Annotated in this window: 23 protein-coding genes and 1 other RNA gene; 6 read left to right on the top strand and 18 right to left on the bottom strand. The window is 68.8% G+C overall.

Annotated elements, in window-relative coordinates:
- The first annotated feature begins 10 nt into the window (after positions 1-10).
- Positions 11-1,021: a polyprenyl synthetase family protein gene (locus Q5H91_RS11750; RefSeq protein WP_305173601.1), complete on the top strand. Its 1,011-nt coding sequence runs from the start codon at positions 11-13 to the stop codon at positions 1,019-1,021.
- A 595-nt stretch (positions 1,022-1,616) separates the two neighbouring features.
- On the opposite strand, the gene Q5H91_RS11745 is transcribed toward Q5H91_RS11750, so the two are convergent.
- Positions 1,617-2,570, bottom strand: coding sequence for a cation diffusion facilitator family transporter (locus tag Q5H91_RS11745; RefSeq protein WP_305173600.1), 954 nt, complete (start codon positions 2,568-2,570; stop codon positions 1,617-1,619).
- 93 nt (positions 2,571-2,663) lie between these two features.
- Between Q5H91_RS11745 and hrpB the strand changes: the two genes are divergently transcribed.
- Positions 2,664-5,096: an ATP-dependent helicase HrpB gene (gene hrpB / locus Q5H91_RS11740; protein WP_305173761.1), complete on the top strand. Its 2,433-nt coding sequence runs from the start codon at positions 2,664-2,666 to the stop codon at positions 5,094-5,096.
- Positions 5,097-5,105: 9 nt separating this feature from the next.
- The gene (locus Q5H91_RS11735) at positions 5,106-5,387 is read left to right on the top strand and encodes an ETC complex I subunit (RefSeq protein WP_305173599.1); all 282 of its coding nucleotides are present in this window, start codon (positions 5,106-5,108) and stop codon (positions 5,385-5,387) included.
- 138 nt (positions 5,388-5,525) lie between these two features.
- Here Q5H91_RS11735 and Q5H91_RS11730 read toward each other — a convergent pair whose 3' ends face one another.
- From Q5H91_RS11730 to Q5H91_RS11715, 4 genes are read right to left on the bottom strand one after another with little or no spacing between them, the layout of a single operon-like run.
- Complete coding sequence (locus tag Q5H91_RS11730; RefSeq protein ID WP_305173760.1) at positions 5,526-6,035, bottom strand: NUDIX hydrolase; 510 nt, start codon at positions 6,033-6,035, stop codon at positions 5,526-5,528.
- Positions 6,029-6,700 carry a TPM domain-containing protein gene (locus Q5H91_RS11725; protein ID WP_305173598.1) on the bottom strand — a complete coding sequence of 224 codons (672 nt, stop codon included), beginning with the start codon at positions 6,698-6,700 and terminating at the stop codon, positions 6,029-6,031. Before Q5H91_RS11725 ends, Q5H91_RS11730 begins: the two co-directional genes overlap by 7 nt.
- Entirely contained in the window at positions 6,700-7,581 is an 882-nt protein-coding gene (locus Q5H91_RS11720; RefSeq protein ID WP_305173759.1) for a TPM domain-containing protein, read from the bottom strand. The genes Q5H91_RS11725 and Q5H91_RS11720 overlap by 1 nt, the downstream gene beginning before the upstream one ends.
- Before the next feature lie 20 nt (positions 7,582-7,601).
- Positions 7,602-8,195 carry a LemA family protein gene (locus Q5H91_RS11715; protein WP_305173597.1) on the bottom strand — a complete coding sequence of 198 codons (594 nt, stop codon included), beginning with the start codon at positions 8,193-8,195 and terminating at the stop codon, positions 7,602-7,604.
- Positions 8,196-8,306: 111 nt separating this feature from the next.
- On the opposite strand from Q5H91_RS11715, the gene mscL reads away from it, so the two are divergent.
- A complete protein-coding gene (gene mscL, locus Q5H91_RS11710; protein ID WP_305173596.1) occupies positions 8,307-8,744 on the top strand; it encodes a large conductance mechanosensitive channel protein MscL in 438 nt (145 codons plus the stop codon).
- 169 nt (positions 8,745-8,913) lie between these two features.
- A complete protein-coding gene (locus Q5H91_RS11705; RefSeq protein WP_305173595.1) occupies positions 8,914-9,630 on the top strand; it encodes a choice-of-anchor K domain-containing protein in 717 nt (238 codons plus the stop codon).
- Positions 9,631-9,724: 94 nt separating this feature from the next.
- Here the strand turns inward: Q5H91_RS11705 and Q5H91_RS11700 are convergent, their stop codons facing one another.
- Complete coding sequence (locus Q5H91_RS11700; RefSeq protein ID WP_305173594.1) at positions 9,725-10,156, bottom strand: RrF2 family transcriptional regulator; 432 nt, start codon at positions 10,154-10,156, stop codon at positions 9,725-9,727.
- Between the two features lie 81 nt (positions 10,157-10,237).
- On the opposite strand from Q5H91_RS11700, the gene ssrA reads away from it, so the two are divergent.
- Positions 10,238-10,608, top strand: a transfer-messenger RNA (tmRNA) gene (gene ssrA / locus Q5H91_RS11695).
- A gap of 73 nt (positions 10,609-10,681) precedes the next feature.
- Here the strand turns inward: ssrA and Q5H91_RS11690 are convergent.
- The 12 genes from Q5H91_RS11690 to infB all read right to left on the bottom strand — a co-directional run.
- Positions 10,682-11,794, bottom strand: coding sequence for an acyltransferase family protein (locus Q5H91_RS11690; protein ID WP_305173593.1), 1,113 nt, complete (start codon positions 11,792-11,794; stop codon positions 10,682-10,684).
- The gene (locus tag Q5H91_RS11685) at positions 11,794-12,513 is read right to left on the bottom strand and encodes a GDSL-type esterase/lipase family protein (protein WP_305173592.1); all 720 of its coding nucleotides are present in this window, start codon (positions 12,511-12,513) and stop codon (positions 11,794-11,796) included. Before Q5H91_RS11685 ends, Q5H91_RS11690 begins: the two co-directional genes overlap by 1 nt.
- Positions 12,514-12,648: 135 nt before the next feature.
- Positions 12,649-13,599, bottom strand: a complete 951-nt coding sequence (locus tag Q5H91_RS11680; protein WP_305173591.1) for a purple acid phosphatase family protein — start codon at positions 13,597-13,599, stop codon at positions 12,649-12,651.
- Positions 13,600-13,816: 217 nt separating this feature from the next.
- Positions 13,817-16,183 carry a polyribonucleotide nucleotidyltransferase gene (pnp, locus tag Q5H91_RS11675; RefSeq protein WP_305173590.1) on the bottom strand — a complete coding sequence of 789 codons (2,367 nt, stop codon included), beginning with the start codon at positions 16,181-16,183 and terminating at the stop codon, positions 13,817-13,819.
- Between the two features lie 252 nt (positions 16,184-16,435).
- On the bottom strand, positions 16,436-16,705 hold the full coding sequence (rpsO, locus tag Q5H91_RS11670) for a 30S ribosomal protein S15 (RefSeq protein ID WP_305173589.1): 270 nt from the start codon (positions 16,703-16,705) through the stop codon (positions 16,436-16,438).
- 16 nt (positions 16,706-16,721) lie between these two features.
- Entirely contained in the window at positions 16,722-17,714 is a 993-nt protein-coding gene (truB, locus tag Q5H91_RS11665) for a tRNA pseudouridine(55) synthase TruB (RefSeq protein WP_305173588.1), read from the bottom strand.
- Complete coding sequence (locus Q5H91_RS11660) at positions 17,714-18,307, bottom strand: thymidine kinase (protein WP_305173587.1); 594 nt, start codon at positions 18,305-18,307, stop codon at positions 17,714-17,716. The genes truB and Q5H91_RS11660 overlap by 1 nt, the downstream gene beginning before the upstream one ends.
- On the bottom strand, positions 18,307-19,011 hold the full coding sequence (locus Q5H91_RS11655) for a hypothetical protein (RefSeq protein ID WP_305173586.1): 705 nt from the start codon (positions 19,009-19,011) through the stop codon (positions 18,307-18,309). Before Q5H91_RS11655 ends, Q5H91_RS11660 begins: the two co-directional genes overlap by 1 nt.
- Entirely contained in the window at positions 19,008-19,172 is a 165-nt protein-coding gene (locus Q5H91_RS11650; RefSeq protein WP_305173585.1) for an AbrB/MazE/SpoVT family DNA-binding domain-containing protein, read from the bottom strand. Before Q5H91_RS11650 ends, Q5H91_RS11655 begins: the two co-directional genes overlap by 4 nt.
- Before the next feature lie 31 nt (positions 19,173-19,203).
- A complete protein-coding gene (rbfA, locus tag Q5H91_RS11645) occupies positions 19,204-19,599 on the bottom strand; it encodes a 30S ribosome-binding factor RbfA (protein ID WP_305173584.1) in 396 nt (131 codons plus the stop codon).
- Positions 19,596-19,976 (bottom strand): bleomycin resistance protein, encoded by a 381-nt coding sequence (locus tag Q5H91_RS11640; protein WP_305173583.1) that lies wholly within the window; start codon positions 19,974-19,976, stop codon positions 19,596-19,598. Before Q5H91_RS11640 ends, rbfA begins: the two co-directional genes overlap by 4 nt.
- 18 nt (positions 19,977-19,994) lie before the next feature.
- Positions 19,995-22,178, bottom strand: a 2,184-nt coding sequence (gene infB, locus Q5H91_RS11635; RefSeq protein ID WP_305173582.1) for a translation initiation factor IF-2, incomplete at its 5' end; no start/stop codon positions are given.

Here is a 22,178-nt window from a genome sequence, read left to right as displayed (position 1 = left end):
TTGGGGGCCGATGACCGCGACCGTCCATCGCCTGCGCGACCGCACGCCCTCGCTCGACCCCATGCTGGGGCTGGTGGCGGGCGACATGAACGCCGTGAACGCGGTGATCCTCGACCGGATGCAGTCGCAGATCCCGCTGATCCCCGAGCTGGCCGGCCACCTGATCGCGGGCGGCGGCAAGCGGATGCGGCCGATGCTGACCTTGGCCAGCGCACGGCTGATCGGCTATACCGGCACGCGCCACCACCGGCTGGCCGCGGCGGTGGAGTTCATCCACACCGCGACGCTGCTCCACGACGATGTCGTCGACGGCAGCGACCTGCGCCGCGGGCGGCGCACCGCCAACATCATCTGGGGCAATCCCGCCAGCGTGCTGGTCGGCGACTTCCTGTTCAGCCGTTCGTTCGAGCTGATGGTCGAGGATGGCAGCCTCAAGGTGCTGAAGATCCTCTCCAATGCCTCCGCCGTGATCGCGGAGGGCGAGGTGAACCAGCTGACCGCCGCGCGCCGCGTCGACCTGGGCGAGGATCGCTATCTCGACATCATCGGCGCCAAGACCGCCGCGCTCTTCGCCGCCGCCTGCCGCATCGCCGCCGTGGTGGCGGAACGGCCGGAGGGCGAGGAGATGGCGCTCGACGCCTATGGCCGCAACCTCGGCATCGCGTTCCAGCTGGTCGACGATGCGATCGACTATGTCTCGGACGCCGGCACGATGGGCAAGGACGCCGGCGACGACTTCCGCGAGGGCAAGATGACCCTGCCCGTCATCCTCGCCCATGCCCGCGGCACGCCCGAGGAACGCCAGTTCTGGAAGGACGCCGTCGAGGGCCGCCGCGACAGCGACGCCGACTTCGCCCACGCGATCGAGTTGGTCCAGCGCACCCGCGCGGTGGACGATACGCTGGCCCGCGCCCGCCACTATGGCCAGCGCGCGATCGACGCCATCGCCCGGTTCGCCGACGGCGCGGCGAAGGACGCGATGGTCGAGGCGGTCGAGTTCGCGGTGGCGCGGGCGTACTGACGCGGCGGCATTGCCCGGCACGACGCGCAGCGACTCGAAACCGGACACTACACCGCCCGTCGCGTGTCCGGTTCCGCGCGCGTTCGGCCTGGTCGCGGTGGATCGGGCGAGGGCGGGCAGGGTGGTCATGCCGGGCGGTGTAGCCGAGGCGCCGGGGTGTAGGACAGGCTGAGCGGCCGGCGGTGTCGCCCAGTTGCGGACATTGCCGGGCCGACCATGAGAAGGCACATGCGTGTCGGCTAAAGATGCGGAGAACGGCGATGGAGCGGCGCGGTGTCACATTTATGGGAGACCTTCGCGCTAATTGCTGGCGCTATGCGGCCCCGGTATTGGGCATCGCAATGTATCTTGTTTTGAAGGCGCTATGCGCTGACCTCTGGATTGCCGTTATTATTCCCGTGCTGCTTGCGACCGGACTTGGGTGCATGATCGGACGCCGTCCATAGACCTTTGGAGATGTCAGCTTTCCACCACATCCCGTCATCCCCGCGGAGGCGGAAATCCAGACGCGCTGACGTCGCGGATCCTACGAGGTCCTACGCGCCTGACTTCTCGCGTCCGGGGAAAATGACGGTTGTGGAGGTCGGAAACCCCCTCAACACCCCGCCGCGCAGTCTCCGCCTGTTTCCACCTGCAATGTCGCATGGCCGATCCCGAACCGTTCGCGCAGCATCGCCTGTGCCTCGGCCAGAAACCCGTCGCCGGGCTGGCCGCCCGGCATCAGCAGGTGCGCGGTCAGGACCGGCTCCGTCGTCGACATCGGCCAGATATGGAGGTCGTGGAGCCGCTCCACGCCAGGCAGCGCCTGCAGTGCCGCCGACACCTCGTCGTAATCGATCCCGCGCGGCACCCCGGCCAGCGCCATCGCGGTCGTTTCCTTCAGTAGGCCCCAGGTCTGCCAGAAGATCAGCGCGGCGATCACCAGGCTGACGACGGGATCGATCCAGCCGATTCCGGTCGCCCAGATCGCGATGCCCGCCAGCACCACCCCCGCCGACACGATCGCGTCCGCCGCCATGTGCAGATAGGCGCCGCGGATGTTGACGTCGCCGTGGCGCCCGCGCGCGAACAGCCAGGCGGTAAAGGCGTTGACGAGGATGCCGGCGCCCGCCACCGCAGACACGGTCAGCCCCGATACGATCGGCGGCGCGCCGATCCGCTGCACCGCCTCCAGCACGATCGCGCCGAGCGCCATCAGCAGCAGCAGCGCGTTGAGCAGCGCGGCAAGGATCGTCGATCCCTTCAGCCCATAGGTGAAGCGCTTGGTCGCCGGCCGGCGCGCCAGCGACGCTCCACCCCATGCCACCGCCAGTCCCAGCACGTCGGACAGGTTGTGCCCGGCATCGGCCAGCAGCGCGACCGATCCGGTCCACAGCCCGAACCCCGCCTCGGCCACGACATAGGCCAGGTTCAGCCCGATCCCGATCGCAAAGGCACGGTCGAACGCGCCCGGCGCGTGGACATGGCCATGGTGATGGCCGTGATGACCGGCGCCGTGGCCATGGCCATGATCGTGGCCGTGATGGTGGTGGTGATGAAGCCCGCTCACCGGCCCCGTCTATCGCGGAACGGGCGCGGGGGGAACGGGGCTCGCGCCACCTGCCCATCGCAGGCGGTCTGTGGCATGGCCCTTGCCCGTACGATGACCAGCCTGCCGATCACCGCCGTCCTGCCCGACCTGCTCGCCGCGCTGCGCACCGGGTCCGGCGCCGTGCTCGTCGCCCCACCGGGTGCGGGCAAGACCACCGCGGTCGCGCCCGCGCTCCTGGACGAGGATTGGTGCACGGGGGAGGTTCTGCTCCTCTCCCCCCGCCGCCTCGCCGCGCGGGCGGCGGCGGAGCGGATGGCGATGCTGGCGGGCGAGGCGGTCGGCGGTACTTTCGGCTATGCGACGCGAATGGACTCGCGCCGCTCGGCCGCGACGCGGGTGACCGTGGTGACACAGGGCATCTTCGTCCAGCGCATCCAGGCCGATCCCGAACTCGCCGGCGTGGCCGCGGTGCTGTTCGACGAGGTCCACGAACGGAGCCTCGACGGCGATGTCGCGCTCGCCTTCGCGCTCGACACGCAAGGGGCGTTCCGGCCCGACCTGCGGCTGGTGGCGATGTCGGCGACGCTCGACGGGGCGCGCTTCGCGGCGCTGATGGACGGCGCGCCCGTGATCGAGAGTGAGGGGCGCAGCCATCCCCTGACCCTGCGCCACATCGGCCGCGCTGCCGAGCGCCGCGTGGAGGACGACGTCGCCGCCGCGATCCGGCTGGCGCTGCGTGAGGAGGAGGGCGGGGTGCTCGCCTTCCTGCCCGGCGTCGCGGAGATCGAGCGGGTGGCCGAGCGGTTCGACCCGCCACCGCCCGGCGTCGTCCTCCACCGCCTGCACGGTACGCTCGATCCGGCCGAGCAGCGCGCGGCGATCCTGCCGGGCGAGGGACGAAAACTGGTGCTCGCGACCTCGATCGCGGAGACCAGCCTGACGCTCGACGGGATCCGCGTGGTGGTCGACTCGGGGCTGGCGCGCCGTCCCCGCTACGACCGCGCCGCCGGCATGACCCGGCTGGTGACCGAGCGGGTCAGCCAGGCCGGCGCCACCCAGCGGGCCGGCCGCGCCGCGCGGCAGGGGCCGGGCACCGCGTACCGGCTGTGGGAGGAGGCGGCGACCGTCGGACTGCCGCGCTTCGACCCGCCGGAGATGCTGGAGGCGGACCTATCGGGACTGGTGCTGGCGGCGGCGATCTGGGGCGTCGGCGATCCCCGCGACCTGCGCTGGATCGACCCGCCGCCCGCCGCCGCCATCGCCGAGGCGCGGACGCGGCTGGTGTCGCTGGGCGCGCTCGACGGTGATGGCCGCCCGACCGGGCATGGCCGTCGGATCGCCGGAATGCCGATGCCCCCACGGCTGGCACACATGCTGCTCGGCGCCGGCGAGCGCGGGCTGGGCCAGACCGCCGCCGAGGTCGCGGTGCTGCTGTCGGAGCGGGGCATCGGCGGCAACGACGTCGATCTGGAGGTCCGCCGCCGCCGCTGGCGTACCGAGCGCGGACCCAAGGCAGTCGGTGCGCGGCGGCTGGCGGAACGCTGGACGCGGCTTGCCGGTGGCGAAGGCGAACGGCGCGACGGCGAGGGCGCGTGCGTCGCGCTCGCCTTTCCGGACCGGGTCGCGCGGCGTCGCGATCCATCGGGAGAAAGCTGGGCGAGCGTCGGCGGGCGCGGCTTCCGGCTCGATGCAACCTCGCCGCTGGCCCGAGCCGAGTGGCTGGCGGTGGCGGAGACGCAGGGCACCGCAGCCGGCGCGCGCATCCTGTCGGCGGCGGTGATCGAGCAGGCCGAGATCGAGTCGCTGTTCGCCGATCGGATCGAGGCGCGCCGCACCGTCGGCTTCGATCCCGCGACGGGCGGCGTCCAGGCGTTGCGCGAGCGGCGGCTGGGTGCGCTGCGCCTGCAATCCGGTCCCGACCCGGCCGCCGATCCTGCCGCCATTGAGGCGGCGCTGCTGGAGGGGGTGCGCGCGCACGGCCTCTCCGCCCTGCCATGGGACGAGCGCGCGACGGCGCTGACCGTGCGTGCCGACTATGCCGGGATCGACGCGCGGGCGCTGCTCGCCGAGCGCCTTGACCAGTGGCTGCCGCCCTTGCTCGCCGGGCGCCGCCGGCTGGACCAGATCGGTGCCGGGCCGCTGGTCGAGGCGATGCGCGACATGATCGGGTGGGACGCGATGCGGCGGATCGACCGGGTCGCGCCGTCGCATTTCACCAGCCCGGCGGGCAGCAGCCACGCGATCGACTATGGCGCAGAGGGTGGTCCACGGGTCGAGCTACGCGTCCAGGCGCTGTTCGGGCTGGCCGACCATCCTGTGGTGGGGGAAGGGCGGGTGCCGCTGGTCCTGTCGCTGACCAGCCCCGCCGGGCGGCCGATCCAGACGACGCGCGACCTGCCCGGCTTCTGGGCGGGCAGCTGGGCGGCGGTGGCGAAGGAGATGCGCGGTCGCTATCCGCGCCATCCCTGGCCCGACGATCCGGCCGGGGCGGCGGCGACGCTGCGCACCAAAAATGCGGATGCGCGCGCGCGCGGATCGCGATAAGGGGGCGGCATGGCAACCGCTCGCATCTTCCAGCGCCCCAAGAACTCGATGCAGTCCGGCCGCGCGCGGACCGACCAGTGGCAACTCGAGTTCGAGCCCGCCGAGCCCAAGCGCCCCGACCCGCTGACCGGCTGGGCCGGCAGCGGCGACACCCGCGACCAGATCCGCCTGCTCTTCCCGACGCTCGAGGCAGCGGTGGCGCACTGCGAGCGCGAGGGGCATGACTATACGGTCGTGCCGGCGCCGGAGAAGACGCTGAAGCTGCAGGCCTACGCGGACAATTTCCGGTAATTCGCCGATCCTCCCCTGCAAGGGGAGGTGGCAGCGCGTAGCGCTGACGCAGGGGTGTCGCGCTATCGAGAGGGGGACACCCCTTCACCACCGCTGCGCGGCGGTCCCCCTCCCCTTGCAGGGGAGGATCTGGCGTCCTCACATCGTCGCGTAGTCGAGCACCAGCAGCATCTTCGCGTCGATCCCCAGCCCCGTCTCGCGCGCGCGGCGCACATAGGCCGGGACCTCGGCGATGGGTACGAGATGGACGGTGATGTCCTCCTCCGCCGAGCCGCCGCCCTCACCCACTTTCGTCAGGCCGGTCGCGCGGACGATGGTGAAGCTCTCCGAGGTCATGCCGGGCGAGGAATAGAACAGGCCCAGCTCCTCAACGTTTGCCGGGCGGTATCCCGTCTCCTCCTCCAGCTCGCGCGCGGCGGCATCGGCGAGCGATTCGCCGGCGTCCTCGTCGCCGACCAGCCCGGCGGGCAGTTCCAGCGTGCGCCGACCGATGGGGATGCGGTGCTGCTCGACCAGCACCAGCCGGTCCGCATCGTCGATCGCGACGATCACCGCCGCGCCGATCTGCCCCTGCCGCTCGGCATATTCCCAGGTGCCGTTCTTGCGGACCGCGAGGAAACGGCCCTCCCACATCGTCTCGGTCATAATTCGATCAGTCGATCCGGCAGTTCGTTGGTGTCGTCGGGCGAGCGCGGGAAGTGGGCGGCCAGGATCGCGCCGATCCGGGTGACCGCGTCGGCCATGCCGTCGCCGGGGCGGCCGTCCTTCACCGCGACGATCAGTGCCGCCATCGCCTCGCCCCACACCTCTGGCGCGACGCGGCTGTGGATCGGCGCGTCGGCGACGATCTCTGCCCGATGTTCGGCGAGCGACAGGTAGAGGAGCACGCCGGTCGCAGCGCGGGTGCGCGCCTCGGCGGCGGTTCGGAACAGCATCAGCGCGCGGCGCCGCACCCGGCGTGCCCGCGTCGCCCTGGGCGTCAGCGCCATGCGCAGCGGCGCCCAGGCGAGCGTGACCCGCACGGCGAGGAAGGTGAGCGTCACCACGACCAGCGCCAGCGTGAACAGCATCCGCGACGACGGCGCCTCACCCCAGGGATCGGCGACCAGCGCGTGCAGGCCCTCCGCCGCGTTCGGAATCGAGGCGAGCAGCGCCAGCACCAGCAACATCGCCAGCACTGCCCAGTGCAGCGCGACATCGTGATAGGCGTCCGACCGGCCGGCGACGATGGTCACGATCTCGCCATCAGTATCCGCCTCCGCCGCGGTCACCGCGGCGGCGACGCGGGCACGGTCGGCATCGGTCAGCCGCATCACCAGTCCCCCGAGGCGCCACCGCCCCCGAAATCGCCGCCACCGCCGCCGGTAAAGCCGCCGCCGCCCCAGCTGCCATCGCTGCCGCCACCACCACCGCCGCCCCAGCCGCTGCCGCCGGAATCACCCCAGCCGCCACCGCCGCCACGCCGGCCGATCTCGTTGGCGATGCCCCACAGCACGATCGGCAGCACGCCGCTGCCGCCGTCCTCGCTGCGATACCGCCGCCCGCGCCCGCCGCGATGGCGCGCGAAGGAGAGGAGGGCGAACGCCATGACCATCCCCCAGAAGATCAGGCCCAGCGGTACGTCGCCCCCGCCTGCTGATCCGCGCCGGTGCGTCTTGTCGAACTCGGCGGCGGCGGCGTCGGTGCGCGCCTTCGCCTCGTCGGGACTGGCGGAGAGCTGCGCGATGATCGCGTCGGTGCCGGCGACGAACGCCTGCGGCACCTGGTCGGCGCGGATCAGCGGCATCATCGTCTGGCGGACGATCACGCTCGACATCGCGTCGGTCAGCACCGGCTCCAGCCCGCGCCCGACCTCGATCCGCGGGCCGCGCTGGCCGGCGGGGTTGCCGGGTGCCGCGAACAGGATCGCGCCGTTGTTCACGTCGCGCAGGCCAACCCCCCATTCACGCCCCAGCCGGTATCCGTAATCCTCCAGCGGATAGCCCTGCGTATCGGGCACGGTGACGACCACCAGCTGGCGGTGCTGCGTCTTCTGCAACGCCTCCAGCTTGGCAGTCAGCGACGCTTCCACGTCAGGCGGCAGGACGTTCGCCGCATCGACGACCAGCCCGGTGAACTTCGGAAAGGTCTGCGCGCTCGCCGCCGACCCCGCCACGAGCAGCAGCAGGGCCACAGCAAACCGCCACAGGATCATCAGCTCGCGCACGGCGCGGCTCAGCTCGCATTCCCGAAATTGACGGTCGGCGCGGTCTCGGCACCCGGCGTCGTCGCCTGGAACGGGGTGATCGGCTTGGCACCGTAGAAGATGCGCGCGCCGACCGCGTCGGGGAAGGTGCGGATGCGGGTGTTATACGCCTGCACCGCCTGGTTATAGTCGCGCCGGGCGATGTTGATGCGGTTCTCGGTCCCCTCCAGCTGGCTCATCAGGGTGGTGTAGTTGCCCTGCGACTTCAGCTCGGGATACGCCTCCTGCAGCCGTTGCAGCGACAGGGTGACCGCGTTCTGCGCGCGCTCGAAATTGGCGACGGCCCTCGGATCGGTCAGCTGCTCGCCGCTGACCTTCACCTGATTGGCGCTGGCGCGCGCCTGGGTCACCTCGGTCAGGATGTCCTTCTCCTGCGCGCCGGCGGCCTTTACCGTCGCGACCAGGTTGGGGATCAGGTCGGCGCGGCGCTGGTAATCATTCTGCACATCGGCCCAGCGCGCCTTCACCTCTTCCTCTGCGGTCGGGATCGAATTGATGCCGCAACCGGCGAGCGTCAGCGCGAGACCGGCGACGAGGGCGGGACGGGCAAAGGCACGATGCATGGGTGTTGGCTCCTGAAACCTGTCCTATTGATATAGGACAGTTGTGCCGCTTGGCGAAGGGGCAATCGTCCGATAGCCTCGCCCCGTGGTAAACGGCAAAGGGGTCGAGTGATGCTCAAGGAATTCAGGGCCTTCGTCATGCGCGGCAACGTGCTCGACCTGGCGGTGGCAGTCATCATCGGCGCGGCGTTCGGGCGCATCGTGACATCGCTGACCGACGATATCCTGATGCCGGTGATCGGCAAGATCTTTGGCGGTCTCGATTTCTCCAGCTATTTCCTGGTGATGGGCCCGGTGCCGGCGGCGCTTCAGGGATCGAGCGACTATGCCGCACTGAAAAAGGCAGGCGTGCCGCTGCTCGGCTACGGCGAGTTCGTCACCGTGCTGGTCAATTTCCTGATCGTCGCCTTCATCATCTTCCTGGTCGTACGCGCCGCCAATCGGGCCATGAGCGCCTTCGAGCGGGGCAAGGCGCCGGCCGAATCGGCTCCGGAGCCTGCAGACGTGGCCCTGCTGCGCGAAATCCGTGACGAGTTGCGCCGGAGGTAAAAAACTTGGCGGCGATCGATTAGGCGCTTAGATAGTTAATTCCCACAATTGGATAGTCTTGAAGATTTTAACCAGAGATTGTTAGGCAGCCCCGTGACTAGAGAATGACCACGGGGTTGCTGACGCAGACAAATCCCCGACAGTTATTCTAGTAAACAGGGGATTAGTCATGAAGAACGTTCTGAAGATCGCAGCAATCGCCACCGCATCGTTCATTGCCGCCACGAGCGCACAGGCAGCGTCCAACGTCACCGGCACCACGACGGCGACTTTCACCGATGCCAAGCCCAGCACCGCTACCTTCACCGGCATCGGCACCAACGCCGTGACCTGGGGCGTCGCGGCCGATGGCGCCAAGGTCAACCAGATGACCTTCGCCGCCAACACGCCGTTCTCGGCGACGGTCGGTCAGCAGTTCAAGGTCGGTTCGCTCTCCTACTACAACGGCACCGTCAACAACGGCACCGAGCTGAACAGCCTGGGCCTGAACCTCGGCTTCAACTTCTCGGATCCGGCGATCGGCGCCTTCACCAAGAGCTTCATGATGAAGCTGAACAACACGCCGAACACCGGCACCGCTGACGAGAACGCCGACTATGTCACGTTCGACTCGCTGGTGACTTCGGACATCTTCACCGTGAACGGCCAGTCCTATACCTTCCAGCTGAAGGGCTTTACCAATGTGGTCGGCGACGGCTTCCTGGACTCGACCGCTCGCGAGTTCCACGTCCGTGAGGGCGGCAACGCCTCGGCCGACGTGTTCGGCGTCCTGAACGTGGCCGCGGTGCCCGAGCCCGCCACCTGGGCGATGATGCTGGTCGGCTTCGGCATGGTCGCCGGTGCGACCCGCTATCGCCGCCGCAGCACCAACGCCGTCTACGCCTGATGCCGACACTCTCCGGCGGACATGCTCCGCCGGAGGATTCGGAAACGCGATCCCCGGTGGCCACCGCGCCACCGGGGATCTTCATGTGCAAGGATCAGGCGGCGGCGAGGTCGTCGGCGGTCGCGTCGGCCAGGCTGGTGCCGTCGAGGATGCGCGCGGTCTCGTCGCGCACGCGCATCATCGCGTGGCGAATGGCGCAGTCCGCCTCGCTCTTGCAGTCCAGGCAGCGGCGATAGGCGGTACGGCTGACACAGGGTACCAGCGCCAGCGGCCCCTCGATCACCCGGATGATGTCGCCGAGCGAGATCAGGTGCGCCGGCCGCGCTAGATAATAGCCGCCCAGCTTGCCGCGGTGGCTCAGTACCAGGCTGGCATCGCGCAGGTCGGCGAGGATCAGCTCCAGGAACTTGCGGGGGACATTCGCCTCCACCGCGATGCGCGCCATCGGCGTGGGCGGGCCGTCGACGGGCTGCCTGGCGAGGAACAGCATCGCGCGCAGGCCGTATCGGGAACGCTGGGTCAACATGATGCGCGCGCTATGCACCTGCTTTAGGGCGAGGAAAAGGCGGCAAGACCGACCAGACCGCGGATTCGCCATATGCGAAAGCCGTTTGCACCCGGCCGCGTGCCACCCTATATCCGCTTGTGCCGGGTTCGCCCGGCTATGGCGATAAAAGGCGGCGCGCAATAGACGCAGCGGACCCGGGGGCGGTACCCGGCGGCTCCACCACTTGCGCCGCTTGGCCAGTACGCGTGACGCGTGCCGGTCGAGCGGCTCAGCTGGAGGGGCCGAACTAGGATCGACGTGTGTTGAAAAACGCTGCTCTTCGCTCGGAATGGGACCACCGCAACGGCCCATTACACAAGTGCCAACGATAACGAAGCACTCGCGATTGCGGCGTAACTGAGGGCCTCACGGCCTAAGGTTACACCAAGATAGCGCGGTCGGACCCCACCGGGCAACAGAAGGGGATTCCAGCGGCCGCCGGGGGGGCCGGGCAACAGAACCCCCCGGACCTTCGACGGCGCGGAGCGAGAAGCTCCCCGGTTTCTATACCGTTACGGGCTGCAAGGCGGTGCTTCTGCGCGGCCAGCGTCCGGTCAGCAGCAGCGCCACCAGCGGCACGCGCAACACGACGCGGCGGTGGATCAGGTAGGACAGGCTGCCCCCCGCCACCAGCATCACCGCGAACCCCGTCCAGGGCGACGGCGCCAGCGGCGCGATCGCCAGCCGTGCCGCCAGCATCAGTGGATAGTGCAGCAGGTACATGGTCAGCGACGCGTCCGACAGCTGCGCCAGAACAACCGGCACGCGCCGGATCGCGAGCGCGGAGCGCAGGATCAGCGCCGTCGCCGCGGGCGGGCACCAGGCAGCGCCGGCCATCAGCAGCAGCTGTTCGGCCGAGGCGGCGACCTCCGGCCGCAGCAGCGGCAGCCACCAGCGCGCGCCCAGATGGGCCATCGTCGCGACCGCGATGATCGCCGCCGGCACGCCGACGCCGCCGGTCAGGATACGCCGCAACGTCGGCATCTGCCCGCACGCCAGCCCCAGCAGGAACAGCGGTGCGTAGCCGACGACCAGAGGCAGGTGGCGGAGCAGCGACTCGCCCTGGTCATCCAGCCAGGCGGTCGCCGCCGACGTCTCGACCATCAGCAGGAACGCCAGCGTGCCGACCGCGACCAGCAGCAGCGACTGACGCAGCCGCGCGAGCATCGTCCCGCTCTCGACCCGGCGAAACAGCGGCCAGCGGCGATCGACACGCGCCACCAGCCAGGCGATCCCGGTATAATGCATCAGCGCGACCATGAACCACAGGTGATAGACGCTGAGCGGCGGCGTGGAGCCCGGCTCCCCCGCGACCAGCAGCATCCGCACGACCGGGCAGATCACCGCCAGCCCGACCAGCGTCGGCACCGCGAGTTGCAGCAGGCGCCGCGTCACCCATTCCGGCCCGTCGGGATGGCGGGTCAGCGCGAAGCCGGTCAGCAGCCCCGAGATCATGAAGAACGTGCCCATTCGGAACGATCCGGAGACGATGTTGATGGCCGCGAACGGCGCATAGTCCTCCCGACCCATGGTGGCGTGGAGCAGCAGCCCGCCGAGCATCAGCAGTGCGCGCCACGCGACCAGCCCCTCGATCCGCCCCTGCGTCGCGGCCGACATCAGCCCGCTCGACAGGCGGCGCGGCGCCCGGGCGGTACGATCGCGGCCAGCGCCTGCCGGATGCGTGCGGTCCACAGCGCATAGCCGGCCGGGTTCATGTGGATGCCGTCCTCGACGAAGAAGGCGCCGGGCGCCTCGCCCGCCAACATGGCGGACCGGATGTCGACCACCGCCAGGTCGGGCCGCCTGGCCGCGAACCGGGTCAGCCAGTCGTCGAACAGGACGTGCTGCGGCTGGTTGACAGAGCGGGCCGGGCTCGGCTTCAGCGTGAGGGCGATCATCGGCGTCGCGCCAACCTGCGCGACCTTGGCCGCCAGGAACGCGCGAAAGGCGCTCGCGGTGTCGGCGGCGGACGCGCCGGCGGCGATGTCGTTCTCGCCGCCATAGAAGACGATGGCGAGCGGCGCCGGACCTTGTGGCTCGTGCTGCAACCGGTGGGTCAGCGTCGGGATCAGCGCGCCGTCGACGCCGCGTCGGCGCGCGTCCCAGCCGGCCATGTCACCCCCCAGCGTCGACCAGCGCGCGATCGTCGAGCTGCCGACGAACCAGATCGTGCACGGTCCCGCCGGCGTCTCGCTGCCCGGCAGCGGCGCGTCGGCCGCGTGCCGCGCGGCGAGGATCGCGTAGCCGCCGACCATCGCGACAAAAATCGCGACGGCGCCCAGCAGCTTCAGCGGGCGTCGCCGGTCGATCGCAGGAGTGGGGGCGGGGGGCGTCATCGTGCCGCTTTCTGCGCCCGCGCCGGTTAGAACCGGCTTAATCGGCTGCTGGAGCGTGATCCGCCGGAACTGAAGCACCTCCCCGGCCTCCGCCGGGGAGACAAGGTGGCTGGTTCAATCCGGGTCGATCACGCTCTAGACCGCCACCGTCGCGCGCGCCGGGATGGTGGCGTGGTAGAGCCGCTTGCCCTGCTGGTCGCGATGGTCGAGCGTCAGGGTGTCGCCGGCGATTGTGATGACGCTGAACCCCGGTTCGGCGCGACAGAACAGCGTGCCGGGTACCGCCGCGACCGGACGTGCCTCCATTCCGCCACCGCACTGGATCATGTCGAGCCCGTCGCGGCGGATATGCTGCAGGTCGTGGTCGTGCCCGGCGATATAGGCCTGCACGCCGTGGCGCAGGAGCAAGGGCTGGAGCCGCGCGACCAGTTCCGGCTGGTCGCCGTGACCCGACCCGCCCGAGCGGATCGGATGATGGCCGGTCACGATCTTCCACCGCGCGCCCGACGCGGCGAGCGCCGCGTCGAGCCAGGCGAGTTGCGCTGCCGTGTCCTGGCCGGCGATGTTCGCCGCCTTCACCGGATCGTCGCGATACCGCTCGACGAAGGGGCAGGTGTCGATCGCGAACAGGTCGACCGAGGCGGCGGCGAGTGCCGGATCGGCGACCTGATAATAGCGGGCCGGCATGCGCCAGCGCGGGCTGCGGGCGCTGTAGTCGATCTGCGCCTGCGGGTTGCCCTGGTAATCGTGGTTGCCGAGCAGCGCGTGCCAGGGCGTCTGGAGCGCAGGGTGGGTGTAGACACCCTCGAACACCGTCCGCCACAGCGGATCGTCGACCGAGGTGACGCCGTTGCTGTAGAAATTGTCGCCGATCGCCAGCACGAAGTCGGTGTTCAGCGTCTCTGCCGTGCGCCCCATCGCCGCGGCGACGTCGTGCTGCGCCGGCGTGTCGCGGCCCCAGTCGCCCAGTACCAGGAAGCTGACCGTGCCGGGCGCTCGGCGTGCCGCCAGCGGGGTCGAGGCGAGCGCCGCGCTGCCGAAGGTCAGGCCGCCGAGCAGCGTGCGGCGGTCGAGAACGAGGGTCATGTCAGGGCCTTCGGACGGCAGGGATGGATGTATCGGTTAGAGTGTGATCCACTCGGATCGAACCAGTCACTTCGTCTCCCCGGCGTTCGCCGGGGCGGTGCTTCAGTTTCGGTGGATCACGCTCTAGCCGCGCTTCGTTGCGGTTCCGCGACATGCGAAAAAGGGCTCCGGATCGCTCCGAAGCCCTTTCGTTCGTGCCGTACGACCGGCGGTCGCGTTAGTCGCGGTCGCCGGTCAGGAAGGCGGGTGCGAACTCCGGCGCGGGGCCGTCATCGTTGCCGCCATTGCCGCCGCGCGGGCCGCGGTCGCCGCCGTCGCTGCGGGGACCACGATCGCCGCGGTCGCGGCGCGGGCCACGGTCGCCACCGTCGCGGCGCGGACCGCGACCACCGTCGCGGTCACCGCCGTCACGGCGGGGGCCACGGTCGCCACGGTCACCGCGCGGCTCACGCGGTTCGCGGGCGGGACGGGTGTCCTCCAGCTCGGCACCGGTTTCCTGGTCGACGACGCGCATCGACAGGCGCACCTTGCCGCGCGGATCGATCTCGAGCACCTTGACCTTCACTGCCTGGCCCTCGGACAGCGCGTCCGACACCTTCTCGACCCGCTCGTTCTTGATCTCCGAGACGTGGACGAGGCCGTCCTTGCCGCCCATGAAGTTCACGAACGCACCGAAATCGACCAGGTTGACGACCTTGCCGTCATAGATCTTGCCGACCTCGGCCTCTTCGACCAGGCCCTTGATCCACTTGATCGCGGCCTCGATCTGCGCCGAATCCGACGACGACACCTTGATGACGCCCTCGTCGTCGATGTCGACCTTGGCGCCGGTGGTGGCGACGATCTCGCGGATCACCTTGCCGCCGGTGCCGATCACTTCACGGATCTTCGACTTGTCGATGGTGAAGGTCTCGATCCGCGGCGCGTGTGCCGACAGCTCGGTCCGGGTCGAATCGAGCGCCTTGGCCATCTCGCCCAGGATGTGCGCGCGGCCATCATGCGCCTGCGCCAGCGCGACCTTCATGATCTCCTCGGTGATGCCGGCGATCTTGATGTCCATCTGAAGGCTGGTGATGCCCTCGCTGGTGCCCGCCACCTTGAAGTCCATGTCGCCCAGGTGATCCTCGTCACCCAGGATGTCGGACAGCACGGCGAAGTCCTTGCCCTCCAGGATCAGGCCCATCGCGATGCCCGACACCGGCCGCTTGATCGGCACGCCCGCGTCCATCAGCGCCAGGCTGCCGCCGCAGACCGTCGCCATCGACGACGAACCGTTCGACTCGGTGATGTCGCTGGTGACGCGGATCGTGTAGGGGAACTCCTCCTTGGTCGGCAGCACCGGGTGCAGCGCACGCCAGGCCAGCTTGCCGTGACCGACCTCGCGCCGACCCGGCGCGCCGAAGCGGCCGACTTCGCCGACCGAATAGGGCGGGAAGTTATAGTGCAGCATGAAGTGCTGGTACGACAGGCCGTTCAGGCCGTCGATCATCTGCTCCGCGTCGCGGGTGCCGAGCGTGGTGGTGGCGATCGTCTGCGTCTCGCCGCGGGTGAACAGCGCCGAACCGTGTGCGCGCGGCAGGAAGTGGACCTCCGCCTCGATCGGGCGAACCGTCTTGGTGTCGCGGCCGTCGATGCGGCGACCGGTCTTCAGGATCGCGGTGCGGACGATGTCCGCCTCCAGCTTCTTCACCAGCTTCAGCGTGCCCAGATACTCGGCCGGGTTGCTGTGCTTCAGATCCTCGAACGCCTCGCGCGCCTTGGTACGGGCGTCGTTGATCGCGGTCTGGCGCGCCTGCTTGTCGGTCAGCTTGTAGGCCGCCTCCATGTCCTTGCCGATCAGCTTCTTCAGCTTGGCCTTGGCGTCGGTCTGGTCGACCGACTTCTTCAGCTCCCACGGCTCCTTGGCGGCCTGTTCGGCCAGCTTGATGATCGCGTCGATCACCTGCTGCGACGCCTTGTGCGCGAACATCACCGCGCCCAGCATGATCTCTTCCGACAGCTCCTTGGCCTCGGACTCGACCATCATCACCGCGTCGTGGGTGGCGGCAACCATCAGGTCCAGATCGCCGGTCGCGACCTCGCCGTCCGACGGGTTCAGCTGATACTCGCCGTCCTTGTAGCCGACGCGCGCCGCGCCGATCGGGCCCATGAAGGGCACGCCCGACAGCGTCATCGCGGCCGACGCGGCGATCATCGCCAGCAGGTCGGGCTCGTTCTCGCCGTCATAGCTCATCACCTGTGCGATACAGTTGATCTCGTTGTAGAAACCTTCCGGGAACAGCGGGCGGATCGGGCGGTCGATCAGGCGGCTGACCAGCGTCTCACGCTCGGTCGCACCACGCTCGCGCTTGAAGAAGCCGCCGGGGATGCGGCCCGAGGAGGAGAACTTCTCCTGGTAGTGGACGGTCAGCGGGAAGAAGTCCTGGCCTTCCTTCACCGACTTGGCGGCGGTCACGGCGCACAGCACCACCGTCTCGCCGAGCGTCGCGATCACCGCGCCATCGGCCTGGCGGGCGACCTTGCCCGTCTCGAGGGTCAGCGTCTTGCCGCCCCACTCGATCTCGACCTTCTTGGTATCGAACATATGCATTTTCCTTCACTCCCCGGGCCAGATGCCGCGGGGGGCCTGTCTGCGGGCTAAGCCGGCCCGCGTCGGTGTGGAGCGTCTTGTCGCCCCGGGGGAAACGCGGCCGAATTGCCGGTTTCCGCTAAACCCGGCTCGTGCCGGTATCTCTCGTGTAGCAGTATTCGACGACGCTGTCGCACCGGAGCCTGCCGAATTCCGGCGCCAGGGCCGGAATGCCAAAAGGGCGACCCTGGGGCCGCCCTTTCTCGATTACTTGCGAAGACCCAGCTTCGCGATCAGGTCCAGGTAACGCTGGCCCTCGGTCTTGCGGAGATAGTCCAGCAGCGACCGGCGCTTGTTGACCATCATCAGCAGCCCGCGGCGCGAATGATTGTCCTTCTTGTGACCCTTGAAATGCTCGGTCAGGTTGCGGATCCGCTCGGTCAGGATCGCGACCTGCACCTCGGGCGAACCGGTGTCACCCTCCTGGCGGGCATGCTCCTTGACGAGCTCGTTCTTGCGCTCTGCGGTAATCGTCATGTTTCGGTCCTCGACATCACAGGTTGAAACCGCGGACGACGCGGGCCTCATTGGCCTCGACCTCTATCAGCGCGACCGGCTTGTCGCCGTCACACGCGAAATAGGGGCCATCGTCTGCGGCGATCCCGGTCAGCACGCGCCCCTGACGGAGCGCCCCTGCCTGATCCGGGGTGAGGGATAGAGCCGGGATGTCGTCCAGCCCCGCCCTCAGCGGCAGGAGTATCTGTTCAAGGGCGCGCGCCTGCCCCAGTTCGCCCAATTTGTCCAGCGATATCGCGCCATCGAGCGTGAACGGCCCCGCCTTCAGCCGGCGCAGCATGGTGACGTGCCCGACCGTGCCGAGCGCCAGCGCGATGTCGCGCGCGAGGCTGCGGATGTAGGTGCCCTTCGAGACATGGGCGAGGAGGGTGGCATCCTCTAGCTCCTCCCCGGCACGGGGAGGAGCTAGAGGATCGGGAAGGGGGGGCGCCGCAAGCGATCCGCTGGTGGAAGCCCCCCCCCACCATTCGTCTTCGACGAACGGTCCCCCTCTCCGTGCCGGGGAGGATCGCAGCGAATGCACCGTCACCGCCCGGCTCGCGAGCACCACCTCCTCGCCCGCGCGCGCGAGGTCATAGGCGCGCTCGCCATCCACCTTCAGCGCCGAATAGGCCGGCGGCACCTGGCTGATCGGCCCGGTGAAGCGCGGCAGCACCGCCGCCAGCGCCTCGGCCGTCGGTCGCACCGGGCTGGTCGCGATCACCTGCCCCTCGGCATCCAGCGTATCGGTCTGCTCGCCGAACCGGATCGTGAAGGCATAGACCTTGTCGCTGTCGAGCATCCGCCCGGCCAGCTTGGTCGCCTCGCCGACCGCGATCGGCAGCACGCCGGTGGCGAGCGGGTCGAGCGTGCCGCCATGCCCGACCTTGAACTTGCCATAGCCGCCCTGGCGCAGCGCGCGCTTGACCGCCGAGACGCCCTGGGTCGAACCGAGGCCCAGCGGCTTGTCGAGGATGATCCAGCCGTGCATCAGCCGCCCACCCCTTCTTCTCCCAACGCCTCGGTAAAATGCCGGCGGCACAGCGCGACATAGCGGTCGTTGCCGCCGATCTCGGTCTGCTGCCCCTCGGCAATGGCGCGGCCGGCAGCGTCGACGCGCAGGTTCATCGTCGCCTTGCGCCCGCACACGCAGACCGACTTGATCTCGACAAGGGCGTCGGCCAGCGCCAGCAGCCGCGCCGATCCTTCGAAGAGGCTCCCACGGAAATCGGTGCGCAGGCCATAGGTGACGACCGGCAGGTCATGGGTATCGGCCAGCGTCGCTAGCTGGTCGACCTGCACGGCGGTCAGGAACTGCGCCTCGTCGACCAGCACGCACGCGATCGCCTCGTGCCGGTGCCGGTCGAGCACGCAGGCCGCCAGATCGGTCGCCGCATCGAACGGCGTCGCTGCCGCCTCCAGCCCGATCCGCGAGGTGATCGTGCCCGCCGCGAAGCGCGTATCGATCGCCGCGGTGAACAGCATCGTCGCCATCCCCCGCTCGCGATAGTTGAAGTCCGCCTGGAGCAGGTTGGTCGACTTCCCCGCATTCATCGACGCGTAGTAGAAATAGAGTTTGGCCATCAAAATCCGCGATAGAGCAGATCGCGCGGTTCGTGCAGAGGGCCGTCGGCCTTGTCGACCCGAACCGAGGCAACATCGATCTTTCCCGTGCGAACATCACCTATCATCCACAGCGGCCACCAGTCGCCGGACTTTGCCGTATCGCTACATGCGTAGAGCGAGCTGATCGTGACCATCACCAGATGGTGACCGTCCTTCGACCAGCGCAGCGCGTTGGGCAGCACGGCATCGGGTGTCAGGCAGGGATAGCGCCGGGTGACGACATGCCGTGCTGCCCGGATCAGCGTTGAGCGTTCCACGGCCTTGTCGCCCACCATCTCGAACAGGTGCAACCGATCCATGAACGATCCGACATGATGATTGACCGCAATCCAGTGAGAATCGGGCGACCACAGTACAGCAAACGGCATGTCGTCGGACAACATGGTTAGCCGCATGAGGGTACGACCTCGGGTGTCCTGTAACAGGATCGGCGGCTGTCGATCACGATAGGCGCGCTGCACGATCGCGTAGCGGCCGTTGGGCGATATTGCTTTTCCCGCGCACGTCGCGACCATTTGATAGGTGCGATGCGCCTCATCAAATCCGACCGCCTTGCAGTCGGTCGAAAGGGCGCCGACTTGAGCCATACTTAACGTATTTGCATCGCAAATTACCGCAATACCAATTGCAGCAAACAAGGTGACGATGCGTGCAAGCGTCATTGACGCGGGCGCCGTGCCTTCTTCGGCACGGCTTCGATGACGATGCCGTCGTCTACAACACACATGCGAAGGCGCTGGCCGGACAGCCAACCCATCTTCTCCAGCGTTTCGACCGGCAAGGTCACGCGGCCATCGGCATCCATCGTCACTTGCTTGGTCATGGCCGGATGATGATGGCGCGTCGCCGCCTCGTCAATCCGCGTCCAGGTCGCGCGCGACTTCCGGCTTGCGCAGGATGGCGTCGATATGGCTGCCCTCGTCGAAGCTCTCATCGGCCAGGAATTTCAGGCGGGCGGCGTATTTCATCTTCACGCGCGTCGCGACCTCGCGCTGCAGATAGGCGGTATTGGTGCGCAGCGCCTTCAGCACCGCCGCCTCGTCCTTGCCGAGCAGCGGCTTCACGAACACGGTCGCGTGGCGCAGGTCCGGGGACATGCGCACCTCGGTGATCGAGACCAGATGCTTCGTCAGCACCTCGTCGTGGACGTCGCCGCGCTGGAGGATCTCGGATAGGATGTGGCGCACCTGCTCGCCGACGCGCAGCGTGCGGACGGATTTCTCGGGCGCGGTGTCGGTCTTGGCAGTCATGCGGCCTCGGTGCCCGATGCGGGCGAGTAGAAGGTCAGGCGGTTGCTCGCCGGATCGGTCAGTGTGATCTCCAGCGTGCCCCACGGCGTCTGTCGAGGCTCGCCAGGGCGCGCATTGCCGTCGTGCCGCGCGCGGAGAGCCGCGGCAAAGCCGACCACGTCGTCGACCGGGACACGCACGGCGGCACCGGGCGCGCAGTCACCATGATGTTCGGACAGGTGCAGGACGCAATCGTCGCGCCGCACACCGAGATACAGCGGCAGGCCGGGTTCGAAACGATGCTCGAACATCGTCTCGAACCCGAGCAGGTCCAGGTAGAACGCCCTGGTCCGCGCCTCGTCGAAGCTGCGCAGGATGGGAATGGGCGTCCCGATCATGAACCCTGTCCTTGCCGGTTAGAGCGTCCGCTCGCGCATCTCGACCTCGAACGTCTCCAGGAAGTCGCCCGGCTTGATGTCGACGAAGTTCTGCGTGAACGTCACGCCGCACTCCAGACCGGCACGTACCTCGGGAACATCGTCCTTGAAGCGGCGCAAGGACGCGATCTCACCCTGATAGATGATGACGTCGTTGCGCGTAATGCGCGCCTTCAGCGCCTTGCGGATCACGCCCTCGACCACCAGCAGACCGGCGGCCTTGCCATGCTTGCCCGCCGAGAAGACCTCGCGGATCTCGGCGCGGCCGACGACCGTCTCGAACGCCTCGGGGCCGAGTTCGCCCGCCATGCCGGCACGGATCTCGTCGACCAGGTCGTAGATGACGTCGTAGTATTTCAACGCCACCTTCTGCCGGTCGGCGATCTCGCGCGCCTTGGCATTGGCGCGGACGTTGAAGCCGATGATCGGCGCGCCCGAAGCTCCTGCCAGCGTCACGTCGCTCTCGGTGATGCCGCCGACACCCGAATGCAGGATGCGCGCGCGGATCAGGTCGGTCGAGATCTTGTTGATCGACCCGACGATCGCCTCGACCGTCCCTTGCGTGTCCGCCTTGACGACCAGCGGATACTCGATCGCCTGCTTGTCCTTCAGCGCGGAGAACATGCTCTCCAGGCTGGCGGGCGCGGACGTCGTGCGCTTCTGGGTCAGCACGCTCTGGCGATACTCGGCGACCTCGCGGGCACGCGCCTCGTTCTCAACGACCTGCAGCGGATCGCCCGCCTGCGGTACGCCCGACAGGCCGAGCACCTCGACCGGCATCGACGGACCGGCTTCCTTGATCTGGCGACCCTTGTCGTCGACCAGCGCGCGGACCTTGCCGCTCTCCGCGCCGACGACGAACACGTCGCCGACCTTCAGCGTGCCGCGATTGACCAGGATCGTCGCGACCGGGCCGCGACCCTTGTCGAGCTTCGCCTCGATCACCGTGCCCTCGGCCTGACGGTCCGGATTGGCGCGCAGTTCGAGCAGTTCGGCCTGGAGCTGGATCTTCTCGATCAGCGTGTCGAGCCCGGTCTTCTTCAACGCCGATACCTCGACGTCCTGCGTCTCACCGCCCATTTCCTCGACGACGATCTCATGCTCCAGCAGGCGCTCGCGCACCTTCTGGGCATTGGCCTCGTGCTTGTCGATCTTGTTGATCGCCACGATCATCGGCACGCCGGCCGCCTTGGTGTGGTTGATCGCCTCGATCGTCTGCGGCATCAGCCCGTCGTCCGCCGCGACCGTCAGGACGACGATGTCGGTGACGTTGGCGCCGCGCTGGCGCATCTCGGTGAACGCCTCATGGCCCGGCGTGTCGAGGAAGGTGACCTTCGACTTGTCCTTCAGCGTGACCTGATAGGCGCCGATATGCTGGGTGATGCCACCGGCCTCGCCGCGCACCACGTCGGTGCCGCGCAGGGCGTCGAGCAGCGACGTCTTGCCGTGGTCGACATGGCCCATGATCGTGACGACCGGCGGACGCGGACGCAGCGACTCGGGCGCATCCTCGACCGTGTCGATCGCCAGGTCGATGTCCGAATCGGACACACGGACGATGTTGTGGCCGAATTCGGTCACCAGCAGCTCGGCCGTGTCCTGGTCGATCGTCTGCGTCATGGTGACGGGCATGCCCATCTTGAACAGCGTCTTGACCAGATCCGCACCCTTCTCGGCCATGCGGTTGGCGAGTTCCTGCACGGTGATCGCCTCTGGCACCTGCACGTCGCGGACCTGCTTGGCCTGCGGCTCGCGCGGGCCGCCAAAGCCACGCTTCTCCTTCTCGCGGGCGCGCTTGAGCGCGGCGAGCGAGCGCGAGCGGGCACCATCGTCGCCGAGCGCGCGGTTGACGGTCAGCTTGCCGCCACGACGCTCGTCACCCTTGCGGTCGCGCTGCTGCGGACGACTGGGGGGCGCGTTGCGCGGAGTCGCCGCACCGGAGGTGAAGCTGCGCGGCTGCGACGCACCGCTGGCGGCGGACGACGCGGTCGTCGGCGCGGGTGCGGCGGCGGCAGGCTGCTCGACCGGCTTGGGTTGCGGCTTCGGGATCTCGGGCCGGGCGACCGGCGAGAAGCGGCGCGGCGCCGGCATCGACGGATCGCGGGCCAGCTCGACAGTCGGCGGCGGCGGCGGCGCGGCACGCACGGGGGCGGCGACCGGCGC

Source organism: Sphingomonas aurea, assembly GCF_030678875.1.
Classification (GTDB): Bacteria; Pseudomonadota; Alphaproteobacteria; order Sphingomonadales; family Sphingomonadaceae; genus Sphingomonas; species Sphingomonas aurea.
Note: the sequence above shows the minus strand (reverse complement) of the source record. Positions and strands in the feature narration are given on the sequence as shown.

What these genes read in the sequence shown, in the direction of transcription:
- Q5H91_RS11750 (WP_305173601.1), top strand. Translation starts at nt 11, where the DNA reads ATGACCGCGACCGTCCATCGCCTGCGCGACCGCACGCCCTCGCTCGAC.
- hrpB (WP_305173761.1), top strand. Translation starts at nt 2,664, where the DNA reads ATGACCAGCCTGCCGATCACCGCCGTCCTGCCCGACCTGCTCGCCGCG.
- Q5H91_RS11735 (WP_305173599.1), top strand. Translation starts at nt 5,106, where the DNA reads ATGGCAACCGCTCGCATCTTCCAGCGCCCCAAGAACTCGATGCAGTCC.
- Q5H91_RS11725 (WP_305173598.1), bottom strand. Translation starts at nt 6,700, where the DNA reads ATGCGGCTGACCGATGCCGACCGTGCCCGCGTCGCCGCCGCGGTGACC.
- Q5H91_RS11720 (WP_305173759.1), bottom strand. Translation starts at nt 7,581, where the DNA reads ATGATCCTGTGGCGGTTTGCTGTGGCCCTGCTGCTGCTCGTGGCGGGG.
- Q5H91_RS11715 (WP_305173597.1), bottom strand. Translation starts at nt 8,195, where the DNA reads ATGCATCGTGCCTTTGCCCGTCCCGCCCTCGTCGCCGGTCTCGCGCTG.
- mscL (WP_305173596.1), top strand. Translation starts at nt 8,307, where the DNA reads ATGCTCAAGGAATTCAGGGCCTTCGTCATGCGCGGCAACGTGCTCGAC.
- Q5H91_RS11705 (WP_305173595.1), top strand. Translation starts at nt 8,914, where the DNA reads ATGAAGAACGTTCTGAAGATCGCAGCAATCGCCACCGCATCGTTCATT.
- Q5H91_RS11700 (WP_305173594.1), bottom strand. Translation starts at nt 10,156, where the DNA reads ATGTTGACCCAGCGTTCCCGATACGGCCTGCGCGCGATGCTGTTCCTC.
- Q5H91_RS11690 (WP_305173593.1), bottom strand. Translation starts at nt 11,794, where the DNA reads ATGTCGGCCGCGACGCAGGGGCGGATCGAGGGGCTGGTCGCGTGGCGC.
- Q5H91_RS11685 (WP_305173592.1), bottom strand. Translation starts at nt 12,513, where the DNA reads ATGACGCCCCCCGCCCCCACTCCTGCGATCGACCGGCGACGCCCGCTG.
- Q5H91_RS11680 (WP_305173591.1), bottom strand. Translation starts at nt 13,599, where the DNA reads ATGACCCTCGTTCTCGACCGCCGCACGCTGCTCGGCGGCCTGACCTTC.
- pnp (WP_305173590.1), bottom strand. Translation starts at nt 16,183, where the DNA reads ATGTTCGATACCAAGAAGGTCGAGATCGAGTGGGGCGGCAAGACGCTG.
- rpsO (WP_305173589.1), bottom strand. Translation starts at nt 16,705, where the DNA reads ATGACGATTACCGCAGAGCGCAAGAACGAGCTCGTCAAGGAGCATGCC.
- truB (WP_305173588.1), bottom strand. Translation starts at nt 17,714, where the DNA reads ATGCACGGCTGGATCATCCTCGACAAGCCGCTGGGCCTCGGTTCGACC.
- Q5H91_RS11660 (WP_305173587.1), bottom strand. Translation starts at nt 18,307, where the DNA reads ATGGCCAAACTCTATTTCTACTACGCGTCGATGAATGCGGGGAAGTCG.
- Q5H91_RS11655 (WP_305173586.1), bottom strand. Translation starts at nt 19,011, where the DNA reads ATGACGCTTGCACGCATCGTCACCTTGTTTGCTGCAATTGGTATTGCG.
- Q5H91_RS11650 (WP_305173585.1), bottom strand. Translation starts at nt 19,172, where the DNA reads ATGACCAAGCAAGTGACGATGGATGCCGATGGCCGCGTGACCTTGCCG.
- rbfA (WP_305173584.1), bottom strand. Translation starts at nt 19,599, where the DNA reads ATGACTGCCAAGACCGACACCGCGCCCGAGAAATCCGTCCGCACGCTG.
- Q5H91_RS11640 (WP_305173583.1), bottom strand. Translation starts at nt 19,976, where the DNA reads ATGATCGGGACGCCCATTCCCATCCTGCGCAGCTTCGACGAGGCGCGG.